Raw genomic sequence first — 17,568 nt, 5'->3', positions numbered from 1 at the left:
GACGCTCTTTCCTTCCTTGGCAAGGCTGAGGAAATTGAGCGAAAGCTGGGCCACAAGGCGCCATGCCAAATCGTCCGCCCGCGATTCGCCCTCCGCGCCAGCGGGCAAGGTCGCCGGGATGGCTGGCTGTGGTGTCCTTAGGGCCCCCAGGAGCCTGACCGAGTCGATCGGATCGCCGCTTTCGGGCGATAAGGTGGGCGTATCGTCGAGAATTGGCAGATCTCGATTGGTGCAAAGCGCCACGATGTCGACACGCTTGAGCGGACGGTTCGCCGTGGTGTCGGCCGGTCGCGAGACGGCAAGAAAAACGTCATCGCCCGCATAGGAAGTGCGCGTCATGCCCTGACGACGTTCATCCTCGGTCGCGCGGCGGGGGCGACGTTCCGTCGAGTAGACCCAGCCGGAGCCGCGGTTTTGTCCCAGGCTGAAGAGCGCCGGTATCGCGGCGTCCGTTCCCTCGGCATCGGCGTCCTCGGCACGCAGAACCCGGTAGATCTCGAAGTCGCGCGGCCGGGTTCGGTCAGCATAAAGCGCCTGCCGCGTCTTGCGGGGATCGAGTTCGACCACGTCACACTCACGCTCGAAGAGATTGATGATGGGCGTGGCAAACAGTTCGAAATCCGCTGCGGTGACGTCCGAAAGCTCCGGTACGGAGCGCCGGAACAGAAAGATGATTTCCAAACCGGCATCGCATTTGCGCACGACAGGCTGCAGCCCGCGAAGGCGCGCATAGAAGAACCGGTCGGGCATGATGAAATATTCCCGCAGAAGGCGGTAGCCTTCGAATGTCGGGCGGGTGCGCGGCATCAGCGCCTCGTCATCGTTGATGCCCGCCATTTCGGGTGGCGGCAAGGCCATCAACGGATTGGCCTTGCCTTCCGCACGCGCGCCCAGCGCCGAGCAGGAGCCAAAAACGGCGTCGAACAGGACGGGGGCCTTGGTGCGTCCGGCAAAGTACAGATCGAGACGGTCGAGACCCAGTTCGCCAAGCTTGCCTTTGCCGTTTCGGGCGAGGGTCAGCCGAAGCGCCGCCTCGCCCGCGACGCCTTTGACCGGAGTTACACCGGCGGCGGCGAGCGCGCTGCGGTCCTGGAAATAGCTGACGGAAGCAATCTCTATCGGCCAGAGCGTCACCTCCTGGGCGGTCGTAAAGGTACAGCGCGTCGACAGCCCAGGCTTCAGGCTGGAAACCAGGCGCGTGTTGCGCGCCACGACATGCCCACCGATCATCGTCTGGACCTGCTGACCGGGTTTGAGCACCGCCATGGCGGTCGCCGGCGTCGGTGCGACAAGATCGGGATAGAGGACATCAAGCACGCTGCGCGAAAAGCGCGAGCGCTCCGCGTCCACCTTCAGGCGCGTGCGCGCCGCAAGAAACGCCACTCCGTCAAGCAGGCGCTCGACATAGGGGTCGGGGCAGGGGACCGTATCGAGCGAGAGATTGCGGGCTACTGCCGGATGCATGTCCGCAAACTCTGACGCGAGCGCCCGGATGTGGGTCAGTTCCTCCTCGTAATATTCCAGGAAGGCCCGATCCATTTTCAGGCGTCCTTAAAATCGGTCCGCGCCAGGCCGTTGTCGAGGTTGATCAAGGTGCGCAGCCGCAACCGTTCGGGCGTTGGCGTCATGATCAACACTGCGTCGATTTCAATCTTCAGACCCATGCTTTTGTCGCCGAGCGTCACGGTGACTTTCGTCGCGCTCTCCTTGAGACGGGGCTCGAAACTGGCGAGCACGGCGCGGATTTCGCGGGCCAGGGCATCGCGGTCAAAATCACGCGAGGAACGGCCGGAGAACGAAGGCACGCCGTAATTGACGACACTGCGGCGCACTTCGGGGAAGTCCTCCAGTGATGGCGGGTTGCCGGCGGCGTGTTCGGCTTCAAAGTCGGAAAGAAGCGGGGTGGCCTCGAAGCGCTCGGTGTTGAACAGCGCCTCGATATCGCGTCGAACCGCTTCGCGCAGCACCGGGGCGGAGACCACCACGCTACGGCTTTCAAGCTCGGCGCGGTGCCGGTTCTGAAAGGCGAGGCGATGCAATCTCCGCTTCTGGTCGGGCGTGACTTCAGCATCGGAATCGATGAGCTGGTTGCGTTCCATCAAGGCGTCGACACGCTCGGCGCCCAGTTCGTCCTGCAACGTCCGCCGCAGCCCCTCGATCTCCGAAGTCAGGCCTGGCAGATCGTTGACGAGACGGTCCCAAAGTGAGGGCTGGACCGCCTCGCGTTTCGCCCGCGGACCGCCAGTGGTCCTTTCGGCGCCGGAACGCCGTAACCGGGCTTCACTTTCCGACATGAACATCCATTTCGATTTCGTGCTCATCATCGTAATTGAAGACGATGGTCTTGTAGGCGAAGCTTACCCGGTCTTCGAGGACATCCGGCTCATCGGGGCTCGGCCTCAACTCGTATTTCACCACCGACGCGTCCTTCAAGGTGACGACAAGATAGTCGCTCGTCTCACCCTCGATCGTGCGCCGTGCGGAGAACTTGACCTCGTCCATCAGCGTATTGTCGAAGAGCGCCTTCTTCAGATAGGGGGAGGACATGTCATAGTGCTTGGTAAACTCCGCCATGCCCAATGCAACCCGACCGCGCCGGGACAGAGAATTCGCATCGTGCGGAGCCACCATGGAGTACTCTACTCCATAGACCTCAATCTCTTCATCATGACCATCGCGGACACTTGGCCCCTTGATGTCAGGAACCTTCAGAAAACCATCTATCTTCGTTCTTGGTTCGACTGCTGCTGGCATTGTCGCTCTCCATTGCGTTCAAACAGATCAAGACTTCACAGACGGCAACTCCGAGACCAGTCGGAGCGACGCGTTTATTCCTTCCAGTTGGTAGTGCGGACGTAAATAGAAGCGTGCGTTGTAATAGCCTGGTCTGCCCTCGACACTGTCGACCTGGACCTCGGCAGCGGCGAGCGGACGCTTTGCTCGCGCCTTGTCGTCGGCGAAAGCCGGGTTGGCCAGAACGTAGCGGTTGATCCACTCCGTCAGCCAGACCTGCATGTCGGAGCGCTCCTTGAACGAACCGATCTTGTCACGCGCGATCGCCTTGAGGTAATGCGCGAAACGCGAAACCGGGAAGAGGTAGGGAAGATTTGCGCTCAGACGTTCGTTCGCCTGGGCATCCGGATCGACCAGCCGTCCCGCGCGCGTTTCGTCGTCCTGCAGCGAATGCGCGCCGATGAAAGCCGCAAGGTCGGTGTTCTTGCGGTGCAGTATGGGCATCAGACCCAGTTTGGCCAGTTCCGCTTCGCGGCGGTCGTCGATTGCGACCTCGGTCGGACATTTCATGGCCACCGATCCGTCGTCCGTCGGGAAGCTGTGCACCGGCAGGTTGATGACCGTGCCGCCATTCTCGACCCCGCGGATCTGCGTGCCCCAGCCATAGAGTTTGTGGCTGCGGTTGATGTTTACGCCCATCGGGAAGGCAGCGTTCATCCAGACATATTTGTTGTGGTCGCCCTGGACTTCTTCTTCGAAAGCGAAGCCCTTGACCGGAACCGTGTCGGCGCCGTACGGCAAGCGCGCCAGAACGCGTGGCATGGTCAGCCCGATATAGCGCGCATCTTCGCTCTCGCGCAGCGACTGCCACGAGGCATAGGCCGGGTTCGAGACGATTTGCTGCAGGTCCTGCGGGTTCGGCAGCTCCTGCCAGCTGTCCATGCGAAAAAGGCGAGGCGATGCCGCGGCGATGAACGGCGTGTGCGCGGAAGCGCAGATGCCTGACAGGTTGCGCAAAAGGCCCACATCACGCGGATGGTTGGAGAACTCGTAGGCGCCGATCAGGCAACCAAACGGCTCGCCGCCGAACATCGAATATTCGTCCGTATAGACCTTCTTGAAGACAGGGCTCTGGTCCCACATTTGACCTTCATAGTCTTCAAGCGTGTCGGCCAGTTGATCCTTGGAGATGTTGAGCACCCTTATCTTCAACTTCTGATCCGTCTCGGTGTTGTTCACCAGATACCATAGGCCCCGCCATGTGCCCTCCATCTCGCGGACCTCGGGCGCGTGCAGGATTTCATTGATCTGCGTCGTCAGCATCTTGTCGATTCCCGCGATGAGCGACTTGATCGACTTGATTGCGTTCGAGGAAATCGTCGTCGTCTCGGACCGCGATTGCGCCGCCAGTGCGAGGTTGCGGACCAGTTGCTGAAGCTTCTCGCTGTCGTCCTTCTTGACCTTGAAGTCCTTCTCGAGAAGTTCGCCAAATTCGCCGAGGTCGACAGCCTCGGCCTCGGCCACGGTTGCGATCTTTTGCTGTTCGGCCATTGTCTATTCCTCGACCTTGCTGTCGCCTTCGGTCAGCGCCTGACTGGCGATCTGACCAAGAAGCGGCTCGTTGTTTAGCAGTTGGGCAATTCGCTTTTCGGCGTCTACGCGTCCGTCCATGAAGCCCAGCAGTTCTTCGAGCTGGCGACGCATCTTGAGAATCTCGGCCAGTTGCGGGACCTGTTCGGCGATCTTGTCCGGGGCGAAATCACCCATTTTGGAGAAGGAAAGATCCAGCACGAGTTCTTCTTCGCGCTCCGCGCCCTCTGGCTGCGGCAAGGTATTCTTGACGCGAGCTTTGACCCGGGGCCCCAGCGCTTCCATGAACTTGGAAAACCTGTTGGCGTCGACGTCGACGTATGAGCGGTCCAGCACCGACTTTTGCGCTTCCTTGGTCTGCGACGCGCCCGAAAGGTCGGCCATCACACCCATGACAAAGGGCAATTCTATGGTCGTGGGGCTGCCATAGGTTTCGACATCATAGGCAATCTGTACGCGCGGGGCGCGATTTCGTTCGATGACTTTTGCTTTGCTTTCCGCTGCCATGACTTTTTACCTTTCGTCCTTCTGAGCCGTCTTCTTTGTGTCGGGGACCCCGGCCAGAAGCCGGAACTCCTTGAGCCCCGACGGCGCGAGATCTTCCATGAGTTCAACGAAGTCCATGTGCACCATCCGGCGAACACGGCGGGCCAGATGCGGGATCGGGCTCGACGGTTCCGTGCGGTCGTAGAAGGCAACGACAAGGTCAAGGCATTTCACCACGTCTTCGCGCGAGGAAATCCGATCGGGAAGGGCCATACTCGATCCTCCGGAACCAGCGCCGGCTTCAACGACGAAATCATGACCGTTCCCGACGGGCGCGTCAGTCGCCGAAACTGTCTCGGAGGGTTTGGGCATGCCATCGACGGCACCGCGCATAGGCTCCCGCTCAAGCGTCGCCAGCAAGCGCTCCAGGAATCTCTTCAGGTCCGGAATGGTGGCGCTGCCGCCGTCAAGACGGGCAGCCAGTGCCTTCTCGACCGATTCCAGCGCTGCGGCGCTGGAGCGGACATCGGCAATGAGAGCCGTCATCGTCTCATTGGCCTGATCCGCCGCCGCAGCACAGCCACTCCGGACCCGGGCCAGCAGCTGCTCGTGGGCGCTGGCCAGCGCTGCCTTTTCGGCGGCGTTCAGTCCGGAAGCGGCCTCCTGCAGCATGATGCGCTCGTCAAGCGCGGCTTGCTCCAGATCGCGGCCACTGATCGGCCCCACCCCGCGTGGAGCGAAAAGAACCATTTGCCGCAGATCCGCCAGCAAACCTTCCTGGCCGTTTTGCAGATCAAGCAGCGCGTTGATCCGGCGCAGCGCAGCGTCCCGTGGCGTCGCGCCGACGCGTAGCGCCGGGTGCATCGTGTCCCAATAGGCGCCGAAGGTGCGCGCGATCAGATTGAGCCCGTCGGTCAGCCCGGCGAAACCATCCTCATTGGCCAGCGCGCGCGCAACAATGATCAGAAGGCGAAGATCGCGCCCGTGTGAACGCAAATCCTCAGCCTTGCTGAGGACGGCGGGCCAGTCGACCGGAATGTCCACGCGCGAGGAAGGCTTGTTGCGCTCGTCATGGATGACCTTGATCTGTGGCTTTGTGAGGCGCTCAAGCTCATGAAAGCGGGGATCGTTGCGCAAATCTTCCCCAGACGGATTCTCGCCGTCCAATGGATTCAGCCAGAGTGCGAGATCAATCACACAACCCCCCGGTGTGCGGCTGCGAGGCCGCCTGCGGTGTAATATTTACACCGCAGAATATGTTTATCACAACTTCGGCAGCGATGGTAAGGCATGTGTTTCGATCTTGTCGACCACATTGTTACGATTGTCGTCAGCCGGATCCCTGGCGCGGTTGCTGGGGCACGTATGTGAAGCGTTTCACTAAAGCAGCGATTTTGTGACGTTTTTCGCTCCCCCACTTTGTAAGTTGCTTGTTGTGTGGCAGGTTATGCATCGGCAATCCCGACAACAGGAGCAGTCCGATGGGACCAGGCAGCATGCAGCAGCGCAGGTCGTCGCAGAGCTTCAAACGCAAGGAACTGGTAGCCAAGCTCAATCCCGTCTGTCTGCGCGCCTTCAAGGCAGCTGCCGACGCGGCGAAATTCCGCGGCAACCCTTATGTCGAACTTGTGCATTGGATCGAGCAGCTGGCGCTCTCCGATCGCTCGGACTTCCAATTGATACTTGCTGACGCTGGCGTCGACGCGGGTCGGCTTGCCGCGGATATGGCCCGGGCGGTCGACAAGCTGCCCTACGGCGCTACGTCGATCGAAGAATTCTCGGACCATATATTCCACGCGATCCAGGAGGCCTGGAGCCTGGCAACGCTGCAGTTCGGCGTTGAGGAGGTTCGCAGCGCGCATGTGCTTCTGGGCTGCCTGAAGGTTCCGGTGCTCGAGGGGCTTGTCTCCAAGATAAGCCCGGAATTCGACAAGATCGACGCGGACGCCGTCCTATCCCGGACAGACGAGGTGCTCGACGGCTCGATCGAGGCTGGCGGCAAGGTCGGGGCGGCTCCCAATACCGAAGCCGTGCGCCGCATGCCGGGAGGCGAGTCGGCGCTGGCGAAATACGCGACAGACCTGACGCAGCGGGCACGTGACGGCAAGATCGATCCCGTCGTCGGCCGCGATCCCGAAATAAGGCAGATCATCGACATACTGATGCGCAGGCGGCAAAACAACCCGATTCTGACGGGCGAGGCCGGCGTCGGCAAGACTGCGGTGGTCGAGGGCTTTGCGTTGCGCATTTCCCAGGGCGACGTGCCGCCAATCCTCCAGAACGTCAGCGTGCGCATGCTCGATGTCGGGCTGATGCAGGCCGGTGCGAGCGTGAAAGGCGAGTTCGAAAAGCGCCTGAAGGCGGTCATCGATGAAGTTCAGTCGTCAGACAGTCCTGTCATCCTCTTTATTGACGAGGCCCATACGCTTATCGGCGCAGGCGGTGCAGCGGGAACAGGCGACGCAGCCAATCTCCTGAAGCCGGCGCTGGCGCGGGGCGAACTGCGCACGATCGCGGCGACCACCTGGACCGAATACAAGCAGCATATCGAGAAGGATCCCGCACTTACCCGCCGCTTCCAGGTGGTCAAGGTCGAGGAGCCGACTGAGAACGCCGCCGTGCTTATGTTGCGCGGTGTGGCCGGTGTTCTGGAGCGGCATCACCAGGTCCAGATACTCGACGAGGCCATCGAAGCCGCCGTCGCCTTGTCGCATCGCTACATCCCGGCGCGGCAGTTGCCGGACAAGGCCGTGAGCCTGCTCGACACCGCCTGCGCCCGTGTGGCGATCTCGCAGCACGCAACGCCAGCCGAGGTCGAGGATATACGTCGCCGGCGCCAGGCGCTGGAGGTCGAGCAGGGCATTATTGGCCGGGAGGCGGCGATCGGCATCGAGGTGGCCGAGCGTCAGGCGCGTGTCGAAGCGGGACTGGCAGAGACGGAGACCGCGCTTGCTGCCGCCCAGGCACGCTGGGATCGTGAAAAGGCCTTGGTCGCTCAAATTCTCGACCTGCGCGCCCGACTTCGGGGCGATGGCATGCCACTGGATACGGCAGCGCAAACCAAGGAGGCGCCTGCTGAGGCCGTGCAAACCGAGCCCTCGGGAATGGCGGGCGTGGCCGGCGGCACTGAAGGCGGGACGGATGCGGTGCCGGCCGATCCTGCAGGTGCTGCGCCTGATCCGGCAGCCGACCTTGCGACGTTGCGAGAACTCATGGCCGAACTTGCCAAGGCGCAAGGGGAGACGCCACTCATCCTGCCGTCCGTGGACCGCAACGCGGTGGCCGCGGTGGTGCAGGACTGGACAGGGATTCCGACCGGAAGGATGCTGTCCAGCCAGACCGAAAAGGCGCTGCGCCTGGCCAGCGTGCTCTCTGAGCGCGTCGTTGGTCAGGACCATGCCATGGAGATGATCGCCAAGCGCGTGCAAACCAGCCGCGCCGGGCTCGGCGCGCCCGAAAAGCCGGTGGGGGTGTTTTTGCTTTGCGGCCCCTCGGGTGTGGGCAAGACCGAGACCGCCCTGGCGCTCGCCGATACGCTCTATGGCGGCGAGCAAAACCTCATCTCGATCAACATGTCCGAGTTCCAGGAGGCGCATACCGTGTCGACGCTGAAAGGCGCGCCGCCCGGCTATGTCGGATACGGCAAGGGCGGCATTCTCACCGAGGCGGTTCGCCGAAAGCCCTATTCGGTGATCCTGCTTGATGAAGTCGAGAAGGCGCACCCGGATGTGCATGAAATATTCTTTCAAGTCTTCGACAAGGGGATGATGGACGACAGCGAGGGCCGCAGGATCGATTTCAAGAACACTCTGATACTGCTTACGTCCAATGTCGGCTCGCAGGTCATCATGGACCGCACCGAAAGCGGCCGCACGCGGGCAGGGCTCGACGAGTTGGATGCCGCATTGCGCGGGCCGCTCCTGAAAGTATTCCCGGCTGCCTTTCTCGGCCGCGTGGTGACCATTCCCTATTATCCCCTGTCGGACACGATGATCGAGGCGATCACCCGCCACCAGTTCGCCAAGATCGCGCGCCGTCTTCGCGCAAGTCACGATGCCGAGCTGGTGATCGCGGACGGCGTGATGGATCTGGTCAAGAACCGTTGCACCGAGATCGAATCCGGTGGTCGGATGATCGACGCGATCATGACCAATACGCTTTTGCCCGCACTGAGCCAGGGCGTATTGAACCGATCGATCGAGGGCCAGCCGATGAAGCGCGTCACGGTAAGCGCCTCTGACGACGGATTTACCTATTCGTTCGAATGATAGGCGCTCGGATTGTGAAACGCATCACTGACAAGCCGCTTGATCTGGCGGCGGATTAGGAAGACTGTAATTTGGGGCGAAGGTGAGATTGCCCGGGTCCGCCGGGCTGCTTCGCCAGGGACAGCGGCGATGTCAAAGCTCAGCATGGTTGGTTACTTGCGCAAACGGGCGGTTTCTATTGCGCCAGTCTGCTTCTTTTTGGTCCTGTCGCTGTCTGCCGGCTTCGCAGCCGAAGTCGAAGGCCGCCGCGCGGCGCTTGTCATCGGCAATTCCGCCTACGAGAAACTGGGGACGCTACCCAATGCCGTCAACGATGCGTCACGCATGGGCGAAGTCCTTCGCCACGCCAATTTTGAGGTGACGGTCGGCGAAAATCTCGACAAGAAGGGGACCGAGAAAGCAGTTCGCGATTTTCTGCGCACGCTCAACGACGGCGATGTTGCGCTCTTCTACTACAGCGGACATGCCGTCCAGGTGGCCGGCGAGAACTTCATCCTTCCCGTGGATGCCTCGCTTGCTTCCGCATATGACCTCGAGGTCGAATCCTTCAACATCAACAATCTGCTGGATTACATGCGGGAAACGTCGTCCCTGCAGATTCTGGTGCTTGATTCCTGCCGCGACAACCCGTTCAAGAACGCACAATTTTTCCTCGGCGAGAAGAAAGTGACTGTCGCGTCAAAGGACGGCCTGGCTTCACTGACCCCGCATCAGGGATCGCTCATCGTCTATTCCACGGCGCCCGACCAGGTCGCTTATGATGGCGGCGGGCAGGTCAGTCCGTTTACCGACTCGTTTGCGGATAATATCCTGACGCCGAATGCCGAGGTGCGCCAGATCCTCACCGAGATCCGGGCGGAGGTAATCGAGCGGACCAATGGACGCCAGGTTCCGTGGGACGTCTCAAGCCTGACGTCGCAGTTCTTTTTCGTTTCCAGGCAGAACGTCCTCATCGTCGGCGAAAGTCTCGCCGAGATCCGGGCTTCGCCCCAGCAGACACGGGTCAAGCTTGGAATCGCTCCGCCAATTGCAAGCGGCGGGATGAAGCTGACGGCCGTGTTCGACAAGTTGCCGGCTGCAGGCAATCTCTACCTCGATGATTCCAGGATCTCCGCCGAGACGGAGGTCGACGTCGCGCGCATCCAGGATGTGGTCTATGTCTCGGAGCCTGGCGAGAAGCCAGTCGAGCTCATATCCTATAAAATGAAGGCCGACACCGGAGAAACCGTGGACGGTGTGGTCGCCATCGTGTTCGACCCGGCGATAGCGCCAGAGCAAGAGACCGTGGCTCAAGCGCCCGCTGCTCAGGAAGCAGCAAGCTCCACGATCCGGGGCGCGAGCGAAAAGGCCGAGCCAGTGAAGGTGGCGATGACGCTGGATGTTGGCACCGGCTTTGCACCAGTCTCGAAGGCACTTCCGCAGCAGCAGGCCTCTCGCAATGGCTGGATGCGAATAGACAAACGATCTCCGTCCGCGCAAGTCGCGCTCGAATCGGAGATGCTGGTGGTGGGTGATCTCATCAGTGCCGAGGATGTCGAGCGAATTGCCATTCGTCCCGCTCTGCGGGCCGGCGAAGGGGAAGTCGTGCTTACCCCGGTCAGTGGCCTGGCCGAAGCGGTCCCCCTGGTGATCGGTGTGGCGGCAAGCGTGAACCGTTGCGACGAACTTGCCGCCGACCGGCTTGACATCCAGGGCGTTGCCGAAGGGATCTTTCCCAATGATCTACGAGCCGACGAGGCCATCGCCGTTTGCCGGGAAGCGATCGCGGAGCACCCCCAGGTGCCGCGCTTCCGGCACCAGCTCGGTCGCGCCCTCTATGCAAATGGTGAGTATGACGCAGCCATCGTTGAATTCAAGGCGGCGTGGGACGCGGGCCATGTTCGCTCGGGCCAATTACTCGGCCGCTTTTACCAGCTCGGCGCCGGCGTAGAAAAAGATCCCTCCAAGGCGATCCCGTTTTTCGAGGCGGCTGCCGCGCGCGGCGACCCATACGCGCAACACTCCCTGGCGAAGGCCCTGATCGAGGGCAATGGCGTCGAGGAGGATCTCCAGCGGGGTCTCGATTTCTATGCCAAGGCGGTCGAGGCAGGGCATACTTACGCCATGAACGGCCTGGGAGCGGCCTATCTCTATGGCGAGCGGGTGCCTAAGGACGTTGAGCGAGCACATAGCCTGTTCACCGCATCGGCAGCCCGCGACGACATATGGGGGGTCATGAATGTTGGTCTACTTTATCGCGACGGCGTCGTCGTCGAGCAGGACACGGCAAGAGCTCGCGCGCTGTTGACCCAGGCGCATGAAGGAATGCACCCCTATGCCGGACGGTTGATTGCGCTGATGCTTCGGAAAGAAGGAAGCGCCGACCCGCATGAAATATTCAGGCTGTTTCGCGAGAGCGCCGATCGCGGGGATGCCTGGAGCGCCTTTCATGCGGCTGAAATGATGAGCGCGGACGCGTCGCTGATGCGCGAGCCGGGTGAAAATATCCGCCTCTACGCGCTTGCGCTCGACCGGGAAGGAGGAACGCCGTCAGAACGGGCTGGCGAAAGATTGGCCGGCAGCGATCCCGCGGAACTCAACAGGGAGATCCAGAAGGCCCTGATACGCCTCGGGGCCGAGGGCGTCGAGGCGGACGGGGTTCTGGGGTCGAAAACGCGAAATGCCGCGCAAGCAATTCTCGGTGGCAACGTTCCGAAAGCGCCGGCAGAGCTATTGGCCGACCTGATCGGACGCGAGTGGATCGCGGGCAAGCCTCGGCTGGATATGTTGTGAAGATCGTGGTGGAGAGGCGCTGGCTCTCGCTCACCTCGCCTCTGCGATCCGCTCGCCGGCTGCCTGGCGCTCGCCTGCGCACCAGAATCGGGGAAGGCGGAGGCAACCTCAACTCGCCTGTGGAAAAGGCCGCCGCAACCAATACGGCTTATCCCAAAGCACAAGGCCCGAAAAGTGGCTCCGCTTCCAACTGAGAACAACCAGCCGCGATGGTGCGGGGGGAGGGCGGACATTCCGGACTGAAGGCAAACTGCCCGCAAGCGGCCGCTTGCCTTCACCCGCGTCTCTACGGCCTTTGGCGAACTCGAGGATGAGCCGAACGACCTAAGCGCCTGCAGCAGGGCATCGGCCGGGTCGATCCGCAGGGCCAAGCAGTAGAAGTTGCGCATCGGGGCCGCTGGCGGTTGACCATACGCTCCAGGACCCGCGCGGCGGGCTCCTCGGCGGGCCGCTATCGCTGATAATTGCTTTTGTAGGAACGATTTACCGCGGGGGCTTTATGGAAGCGGCCACTGAGGCGCGATGGCGGCAAAGCCCTCCGCGCCCGACGACCTTGGGGCAGTGCGCCAGGAGCACCACGATGCGCTCCACGGCCCCACCTATCGTGGTGCTTTTGATGTTGGCGCCCACGTCAGCACGGAGCAATGCACCGGTGCCCGATCACGACCGCTTCGGCGGTTCCCCATCCTGGTCTTGCAAATCTTATCGATTGGCCTCATCCTTGACGGGGCGCTCTTGACTGCGCAGATCAGGGGGACAGATGCTTTCCCGACTTATTCTTTCTTGTGCTATTCTCAGCCTGGCCGGCTGTATTGCCGTGCCTGAACCTCTCCAGCCAGCGCCGGTTGCCTATCAGGCCCCCGTGAGGAAGCAGACGCCGCGCGCCGTCAGGCCCGCACCCAAGCCCGTCGCCGCGAAGCCGGTTACGGCCAAGCCCGCTCCTATCAAGCCGCCGGCTCCCTTTGGAGGTCCCGTCATCCCAGGAAGGATGATGGACGACGGCGGCGGCAGCGGCGGCAGCGACGGCAGCGGCGGGGCGGGCGGATGGAATTGATGCGCTACGTTTTTGTCCTTGCGGCTTGTTTGTCAATCGGCTCGGAATTGGGCGTCTGACTTACCATTTGATGATTTTCATGTCGGCGTGGTGCTGTTTTCTGAAGTGAACTCGGCGTCATGACGCGGACCCGACGAACTGGTCATCGTGACCAAGGTAGTCGCTGGCTAGAGCCCGGCTGGTCCATGTATCCCGGTTTCCACTCTGCGCATCTTGTTGGCAGCGACATCATCAGGGTCGGCAAAAGGCTGTCAGACGCCAGTTGTAAAACGAGGCCTACTCGTGATGATGATCTGGACCCACTTCCCCTCCTGTCCGGCAGGGCTTTCGGGCCGAACCAGACAGTGTAGGACCCGTTATCCCGCGCCTCGGCTACCTGATACCAACAGGTTCTCAGATACCAACAAAGATACCAACACCTCTCCACGTTGGACCGGATTTGGCTCAGCCGCCATTAGTACGCACTCATATGTGCCAAAAACCAGAGACCAAGCAAAGTCAGCTCCCTATGATTGGTGAAGCTGGGCAGTTCTCCAATGGAAGAGAACGCTTGGGACGACGAATCGAAGTAGTGGCACAAATAACTGAAAAACATGGACAAATTTGTTCAAAGCAGGCGTGGTGCCAAGGCAGGCTCGAACCCGCGGTCCCTCGTCTCGAAAGAGGTGCGCTACCAGGCTGCGCTACCCTTTCCCAGCCGATCGGAAGATCCAGCCCAAAGCTGACGAAGATCCTGATCAGGGTCTCGGCTATTGGGTCCATTCGATCGAAAACGGCTCCATAGCCGCTAACCGACGGGAAGCAGAGTTTGCTCCGTTGCGAGCCGCTGCCGCAACCGCTGTGAACTCAATCCGCAGCGAAACAGCAGCAATGTTGGTGCGGGAAACTCACATCAAAAATCATTGCGGACTTTTGGAGCGCTCGCGGACGGAGCGGAATTGACGCTCGATCTGTGTGGCGTTCGTTGCGCGACACCCGCCACTAACTCGACCTATAAAATAGCATCGGGCGCTTGGCAGTTGTCTCCAGTGCGAGCGCGTACTGCGGTGCAGTGGGCCGGACGGTCGAGAGACAAGCCATTGTGACATTCCCTCTTTCCCTGACCCGATACGCGAGGATCACCGCACCGTGGAGCCGGCGGTCGCATCCCCTGAGCCGAGGGATCGGCGACGGACGAACGCGCGCAAAGATCGAACCTGCTTGTTCGGCCAATCCGAGGAGAGTTCGGCAAGTCCTGCGCTGTGGCTTGTCTGGCCGCCAGATCGGTCGATGCAGAAACCATCGCTAGAGGCAGGGGGCGCGGCGGGATCCGTGACGGGTTCGGAGGCCGGAGAGAGGTTCGCGGCCGCCCGTCATGGAGTTCCCACCATGAACGACCAGCGTGCCGATATTTATTCGCGCATCACCAACCAGATCATCACTGCCATTGAGGCCGGAACGGGAGAGTTTCGGATGCCTTGGCACCACGACTGCAGTGCCACGACACGCCCTGTGAACGTCCTGTCGGGCAAACGCTATCGAGGAGCGAACGTCCTTGTGCTTTGGACTGCCGCCAAACAGGCAGGCTATGACAGTGGCGTCTGGGGAACCTACCGGCAATGGGCCGCCAAGGGCGGTCAGGTGCGCCGCCGAGAACGCGCGACCGCCATCATGCTCTGGAAGCCAGTCGAGCGCCACGGCGACGGCCGGGCGGATGTCCCCATCGACACCGATACCGATGGGCGCAAGCGCTTTCTCGCGCGCGGCTTCAGCGTTTTCAATCGCGATCAGGTGGACGGATACGACGAGCCAGCGCAGCCGGTTCTCCCCGAAAGCGAACGCGTTTCGAACGCCGATGCTTTTTTTGCGGCTCTCGCAATTCCAATCACCTACGGCGCCGGATCAGCCTTCTACAGGATTCAGGAAGACCGCATTCACATGCCGAACTTCTCGGCCTTCGTTGATCCGCATGCATTTTACAGCACGCTCTACCACGAGGCTGGGCATGCCTCGGGTGCGCGCCATCGCCTTGACCGTCAGCTTGACACGCGATTGAACAGGCACGCCGTTGCGATCGAGGAACTGGTCGCCGAGCTTACCGCCGCGTTTGTACTGGCCGATCTCGGCCTTGCGAGCCGCCCGCGAGAGGATCACGCTGCCTATGCCGCGTCCTGGCTGAGGGCGATGAAGGAAGAGAAGCGCGCTCTCATCACAGCCGCGAGCAAGGCCCAACAGGCAGCGGACTGGATGCATGAGCAACAGCCGGCCGCGACTTGCCCCAGTGAAAAGCACGCCGACTGATCGTCGTATGATCGTGGAGCAGGCGCTCACGTGCACTCGCCCATGCCGATGTCCTTGCCCGCACCATCGGCTTCGACATGGTCTCCGCCGGCTGGGTTCCCACGGTGGACAACTATCTCGGCCGCGTGACCAAGGCTCGGATCTTCGAGGCCGTCCGCGAGGCGAATGGCGAGCAGTCCGCGCATAGCTCGCGAGGCGGCACGTCTTCTCGAAGGATCGAACTGGCTGCCCGAGCCGCTTCGCGAGCCAAATGCAACGCGGGTCGCGGACATAAATGGCAAGGAGCCTGCGGACATCAACGACGAGACGATCGAGCTTCCCTTCTGCCTCGCCGAGCGTGCGGGAGCCGGGCAGGAGATCGCCGACGCGGTTGAATAGGTCAACCGCGCCGCGTTGCGAACATAAGAGCCTGGCGACGACGACGGGCGCTTCTGGTTCGTGCAGACATGGTCATGTCCGCACATCATATCGACGACGCGCAACGCTCACCTCGCCGGATCTGCCAACGCCTATAAGTGCAAGGCCCCCGACCAAACGCTTCGCGCGGGTCGATCCGACAGCTATGGAGCCGTTATCGGCATCATACCGGGTCCCAGGTGAATCCCGGAAGGACGAAGCCTGGCCGACCACGGTGGCGATCGGTCCGTTCTGTTAGCAATCACTCCGCGCCACAATAGGGGCTCACTAATCGACTGTGCCTGACCGTCCACGCTTTCGCAAAACCGATCGCCGGACCGACCAAGGTTCCGCGAGCCGGAGCACTTCCGGCAGGCGCCGTTTCCAGCGTTTGCCCCGCGGCAGCAACAGTTCACGTCGCTGCCGGCGACGGGCAGGCACGTCGACCTTCGTCTGTGGCGCCGCCTGCAGGTCGGCTGGCGCCTTCGGCAACTCCGGAGCCGCGCGTGCGACTTGGGCATTGGCATCCCCAACATCAGACGGCTGAGCCGGAACAGATTTTCGTGGAGTGGTGACGCGCGCGGGGCTCAGCTCGTCAGCAGGATTGGTACGAGCGGTGGCTTCGTTGCGCACCGCGTCGGCTGCCCCGGCAAGATCGACGTCGCTCCAGATCGACGCCGGCCGCTTTGGCGCGCCGCGCTTCTGCCTGATCTCGATGACGAACGGCCTCTTTTGTGGTTTCATGATTCTGACGTTGTTGGTGGATTTTATAATCGCGACCGTCTAGGCGCTAACTTGCATATCGTCCAGTACCGTCAACGACAATTCAGCAACGATCCTCTTTGCTTGCCGCCTGCCGAGCCAGTCGCCAAGGTGTTCTCCGTCATCATGCAGTGCGGACATCTTGATCGGACCCTCGACAATCGCATCAGCGGATGACATGTCGACCTCGACCGCAATGACAACAAGTCGCAAGGCTGCATTCTCCTGTTGAGGCCGACGGGCCACAAGGAGATTCAGCCTGCAGCGCGACAGCGCGTCCCGATCCATGATCATAGTCTCGATGCTTGCGGCAGCATCGTCCAACGGATTGTGTGAATCGATCAGCGCGGATCGATTCACGCCGCTTATGTATTCGCGCGCCCCGGCAGCCACTTTCGGCATGGTTCTCTAGCAATAGAGATAAAACAATATTTTAGAGAAGTTCGGCCTCGCATGGCATCCCCGTGGCGTGACCTTTTGGTTGTGGCCTGCGACTATATCGACGAGGCCGTACCGGTGCTCGCCCGATGAGCGAGAAGCGGATCAAGGGTTACAGAAGCCTCGACAAGGCGGCGCAAAGCGACCCCGTCGGCTTCCTGCGAGGGATGATAGGGCCCATCATCGACGAAATACAGCGGGCGCCCGAACTGCTGTTGGCGCTCATGGAAAGTGTCAATTCCCACCCCAGGCCGGGGCGATTCCTGCTCACTGCCTCCGCCAATCTGATGACGCTGCCGCGCGTCGCCGACAGCCTCGCCGGACGTATGGAGGTCGTGCGCTTGCTACCGCTTGCCGTAAGTGATTGGTGGGCCTGAGAAGGACCTTTTTGGCCCCGCCTTTCGTGGCGAACCGCCATCGAGCGGAGGATTTCTCGTCGCTGAGGCGTTGGTCGAAACAGTGCTCAAGGGAGGTCCCAGAGGCGGAGCAGCGTGCGGGCCCATCGCGGCGGCAGACTTGGCACTTGGACTATCTGGACGCTATTCTGAGCCGCGACGTGCAGGACATCACCGATATTGAGGATATGACGCGGATGCCGCAATTGACGGCGTTACTCGCTGAACATGCCGGGCAGTTGGTCAATTATTCGATCGGGACGGGCATCGGCGTCAGCGGTTCTGTGGTGAGGCATATATGAAGCGGGAAGAAAGTATGCGTGCGGAGCATCTGCGGGCTCTTGCGCCTGAGGCGCTTGAGGCGCTCGTTCTCGAACGCGCCGGAATGGACGAG

At 61.5% G+C, this 17,568-nt stretch carries 12 protein-coding genes and 1 pseudogene; 6 read left to right on the top strand and 7 right to left on the bottom strand.

What is annotated here, in order from left to right; genetic code table 11:
- The 6 genes from tssF to tssA form a co-directional block, all read right to left on the bottom strand.
- Positions 1-1,539, bottom strand: a 1,539-nt coding sequence (tssF, locus tag MAXJ12_RS29835) for a type VI secretion system baseplate subunit TssF (protein WP_008839890.1), incomplete at its 3' end; no start/stop codon positions are given.
- Between the two features lie 2 nt (positions 1,540-1,541).
- Positions 1,542-2,294 carry a type VI secretion system baseplate subunit TssE gene (tssE, locus tag MAXJ12_RS29830; RefSeq protein ID WP_040588805.1) on the bottom strand — a complete coding sequence of 251 codons (753 nt, stop codon included), beginning with the start codon at positions 2,292-2,294 and terminating at the stop codon, positions 1,542-1,544.
- Entirely contained in the window at positions 2,281-2,754 is a 474-nt protein-coding gene (locus tag MAXJ12_RS29825) for an Hcp family type VI secretion system effector (protein WP_040588800.1), read from the bottom strand. Before MAXJ12_RS29825 ends, tssE begins: the two co-directional genes overlap by 14 nt.
- A 27-nt stretch (positions 2,755-2,781) precedes the next feature.
- Positions 2,782-4,284 carry a type VI secretion system contractile sheath large subunit gene (tssC, locus tag MAXJ12_RS29820; RefSeq protein WP_008839887.1) on the bottom strand — a complete coding sequence of 501 codons (1,503 nt, stop codon included), beginning with the start codon at positions 4,282-4,284 and terminating at the stop codon, positions 2,782-2,784.
- A gap of 3 nt (positions 4,285-4,287) precedes the next feature.
- On the bottom strand, positions 4,288-4,830 hold the full coding sequence (gene tssB / locus MAXJ12_RS29815; RefSeq protein ID WP_008839886.1) for a type VI secretion system contractile sheath small subunit: 543 nt from the start codon (positions 4,828-4,830) through the stop codon (positions 4,288-4,290).
- Between the two features lie 6 nt (positions 4,831-4,836).
- On the bottom strand, positions 4,837-6,006 hold the full coding sequence (gene tssA / locus MAXJ12_RS29810) for a type VI secretion system protein TssA (RefSeq protein WP_040588797.1): 1,170 nt from the start codon (positions 6,004-6,006) through the stop codon (positions 4,837-4,839).
- Between the two features lie 299 nt (positions 6,007-6,305).
- Here tssA and tssH point away from each other — a divergent pair, with 299 nt between their 5' ends.
- The 4 genes and pseudogenes from tssH to MAXJ12_RS40255 form a co-directional block, all read left to right on the top strand.
- Positions 6,306-9,077, top strand: a complete 2,772-nt coding sequence (tssH, locus tag MAXJ12_RS29805) for a type VI secretion system ATPase TssH (RefSeq protein ID WP_040588803.1) — start codon at positions 6,306-6,308, stop codon at positions 9,075-9,077.
- 129 nt (positions 9,078-9,206) lie between these two features.
- On the top strand, positions 9,207-11,849 hold the full coding sequence (locus tag MAXJ12_RS34730; RefSeq protein ID WP_008839883.1) for a caspase family protein: 2,643 nt from the start codon (positions 9,207-9,209) through the stop codon (positions 11,847-11,849).
- Positions 11,850-14,271: 2,422 nt separating this feature from the next.
- Positions 14,272-15,183, top strand: coding sequence for an ArdC family protein (locus MAXJ12_RS29780; protein ID WP_008839881.1), 912 nt, complete (start codon positions 14,272-14,274; stop codon positions 15,181-15,183).
- A gap of 14 nt (positions 15,184-15,197) precedes the next feature.
- Positions 15,198-15,561 (top strand): annotated as a pseudogene (locus tag MAXJ12_RS40255) (DNA-binding protein); the annotation flags it as partial.
- 801 nt (positions 15,562-16,362) lie between these two features.
- Here MAXJ12_RS40255 and MAXJ12_RS29770 read toward each other — a convergent pair.
- Positions 16,363-16,743, bottom strand: a complete 381-nt coding sequence (locus MAXJ12_RS29770) for a hypothetical protein (RefSeq protein WP_008839878.1) — start codon at positions 16,741-16,743, stop codon at positions 16,363-16,365.
- A gap of 125 nt (positions 16,744-16,868) precedes the next feature.
- On the opposite strand from MAXJ12_RS29770, the gene MAXJ12_RS29765 reads away from it, so the two are divergent.
- Both MAXJ12_RS29765 and MAXJ12_RS37910 read left to right on the top strand, forming a co-directional pair.
- The gene (locus MAXJ12_RS29765; protein ID WP_008839877.1) at positions 16,869-17,156 is read left to right on the top strand and encodes an AAA family ATPase; all 288 of its coding nucleotides are present in this window, start codon (positions 16,869-16,871) and stop codon (positions 17,154-17,156) included.
- A 146-nt stretch (positions 17,157-17,302) separates the two neighbouring features.
- Positions 17,303-17,476, top strand: a complete 174-nt coding sequence (locus MAXJ12_RS37910; protein WP_157999685.1) for a hypothetical protein — start codon at positions 17,303-17,305, stop codon at positions 17,474-17,476.
- Positions 17,477-17,568: the final 92 nt, after the last annotated feature.

It is taken from the genome of Mesorhizobium alhagi CCNWXJ12-2 (genome assembly GCF_000236565.1).
Classification (GTDB): Bacteria; Pseudomonadota; Alphaproteobacteria; order Rhizobiales; family Rhizobiaceae; genus Allomesorhizobium; species Allomesorhizobium alhagi.
The sequence above is the reverse complement of the archived record's forward strand: the minus strand, read 5'-3'. Positions and strand labels throughout refer to the sequence as shown.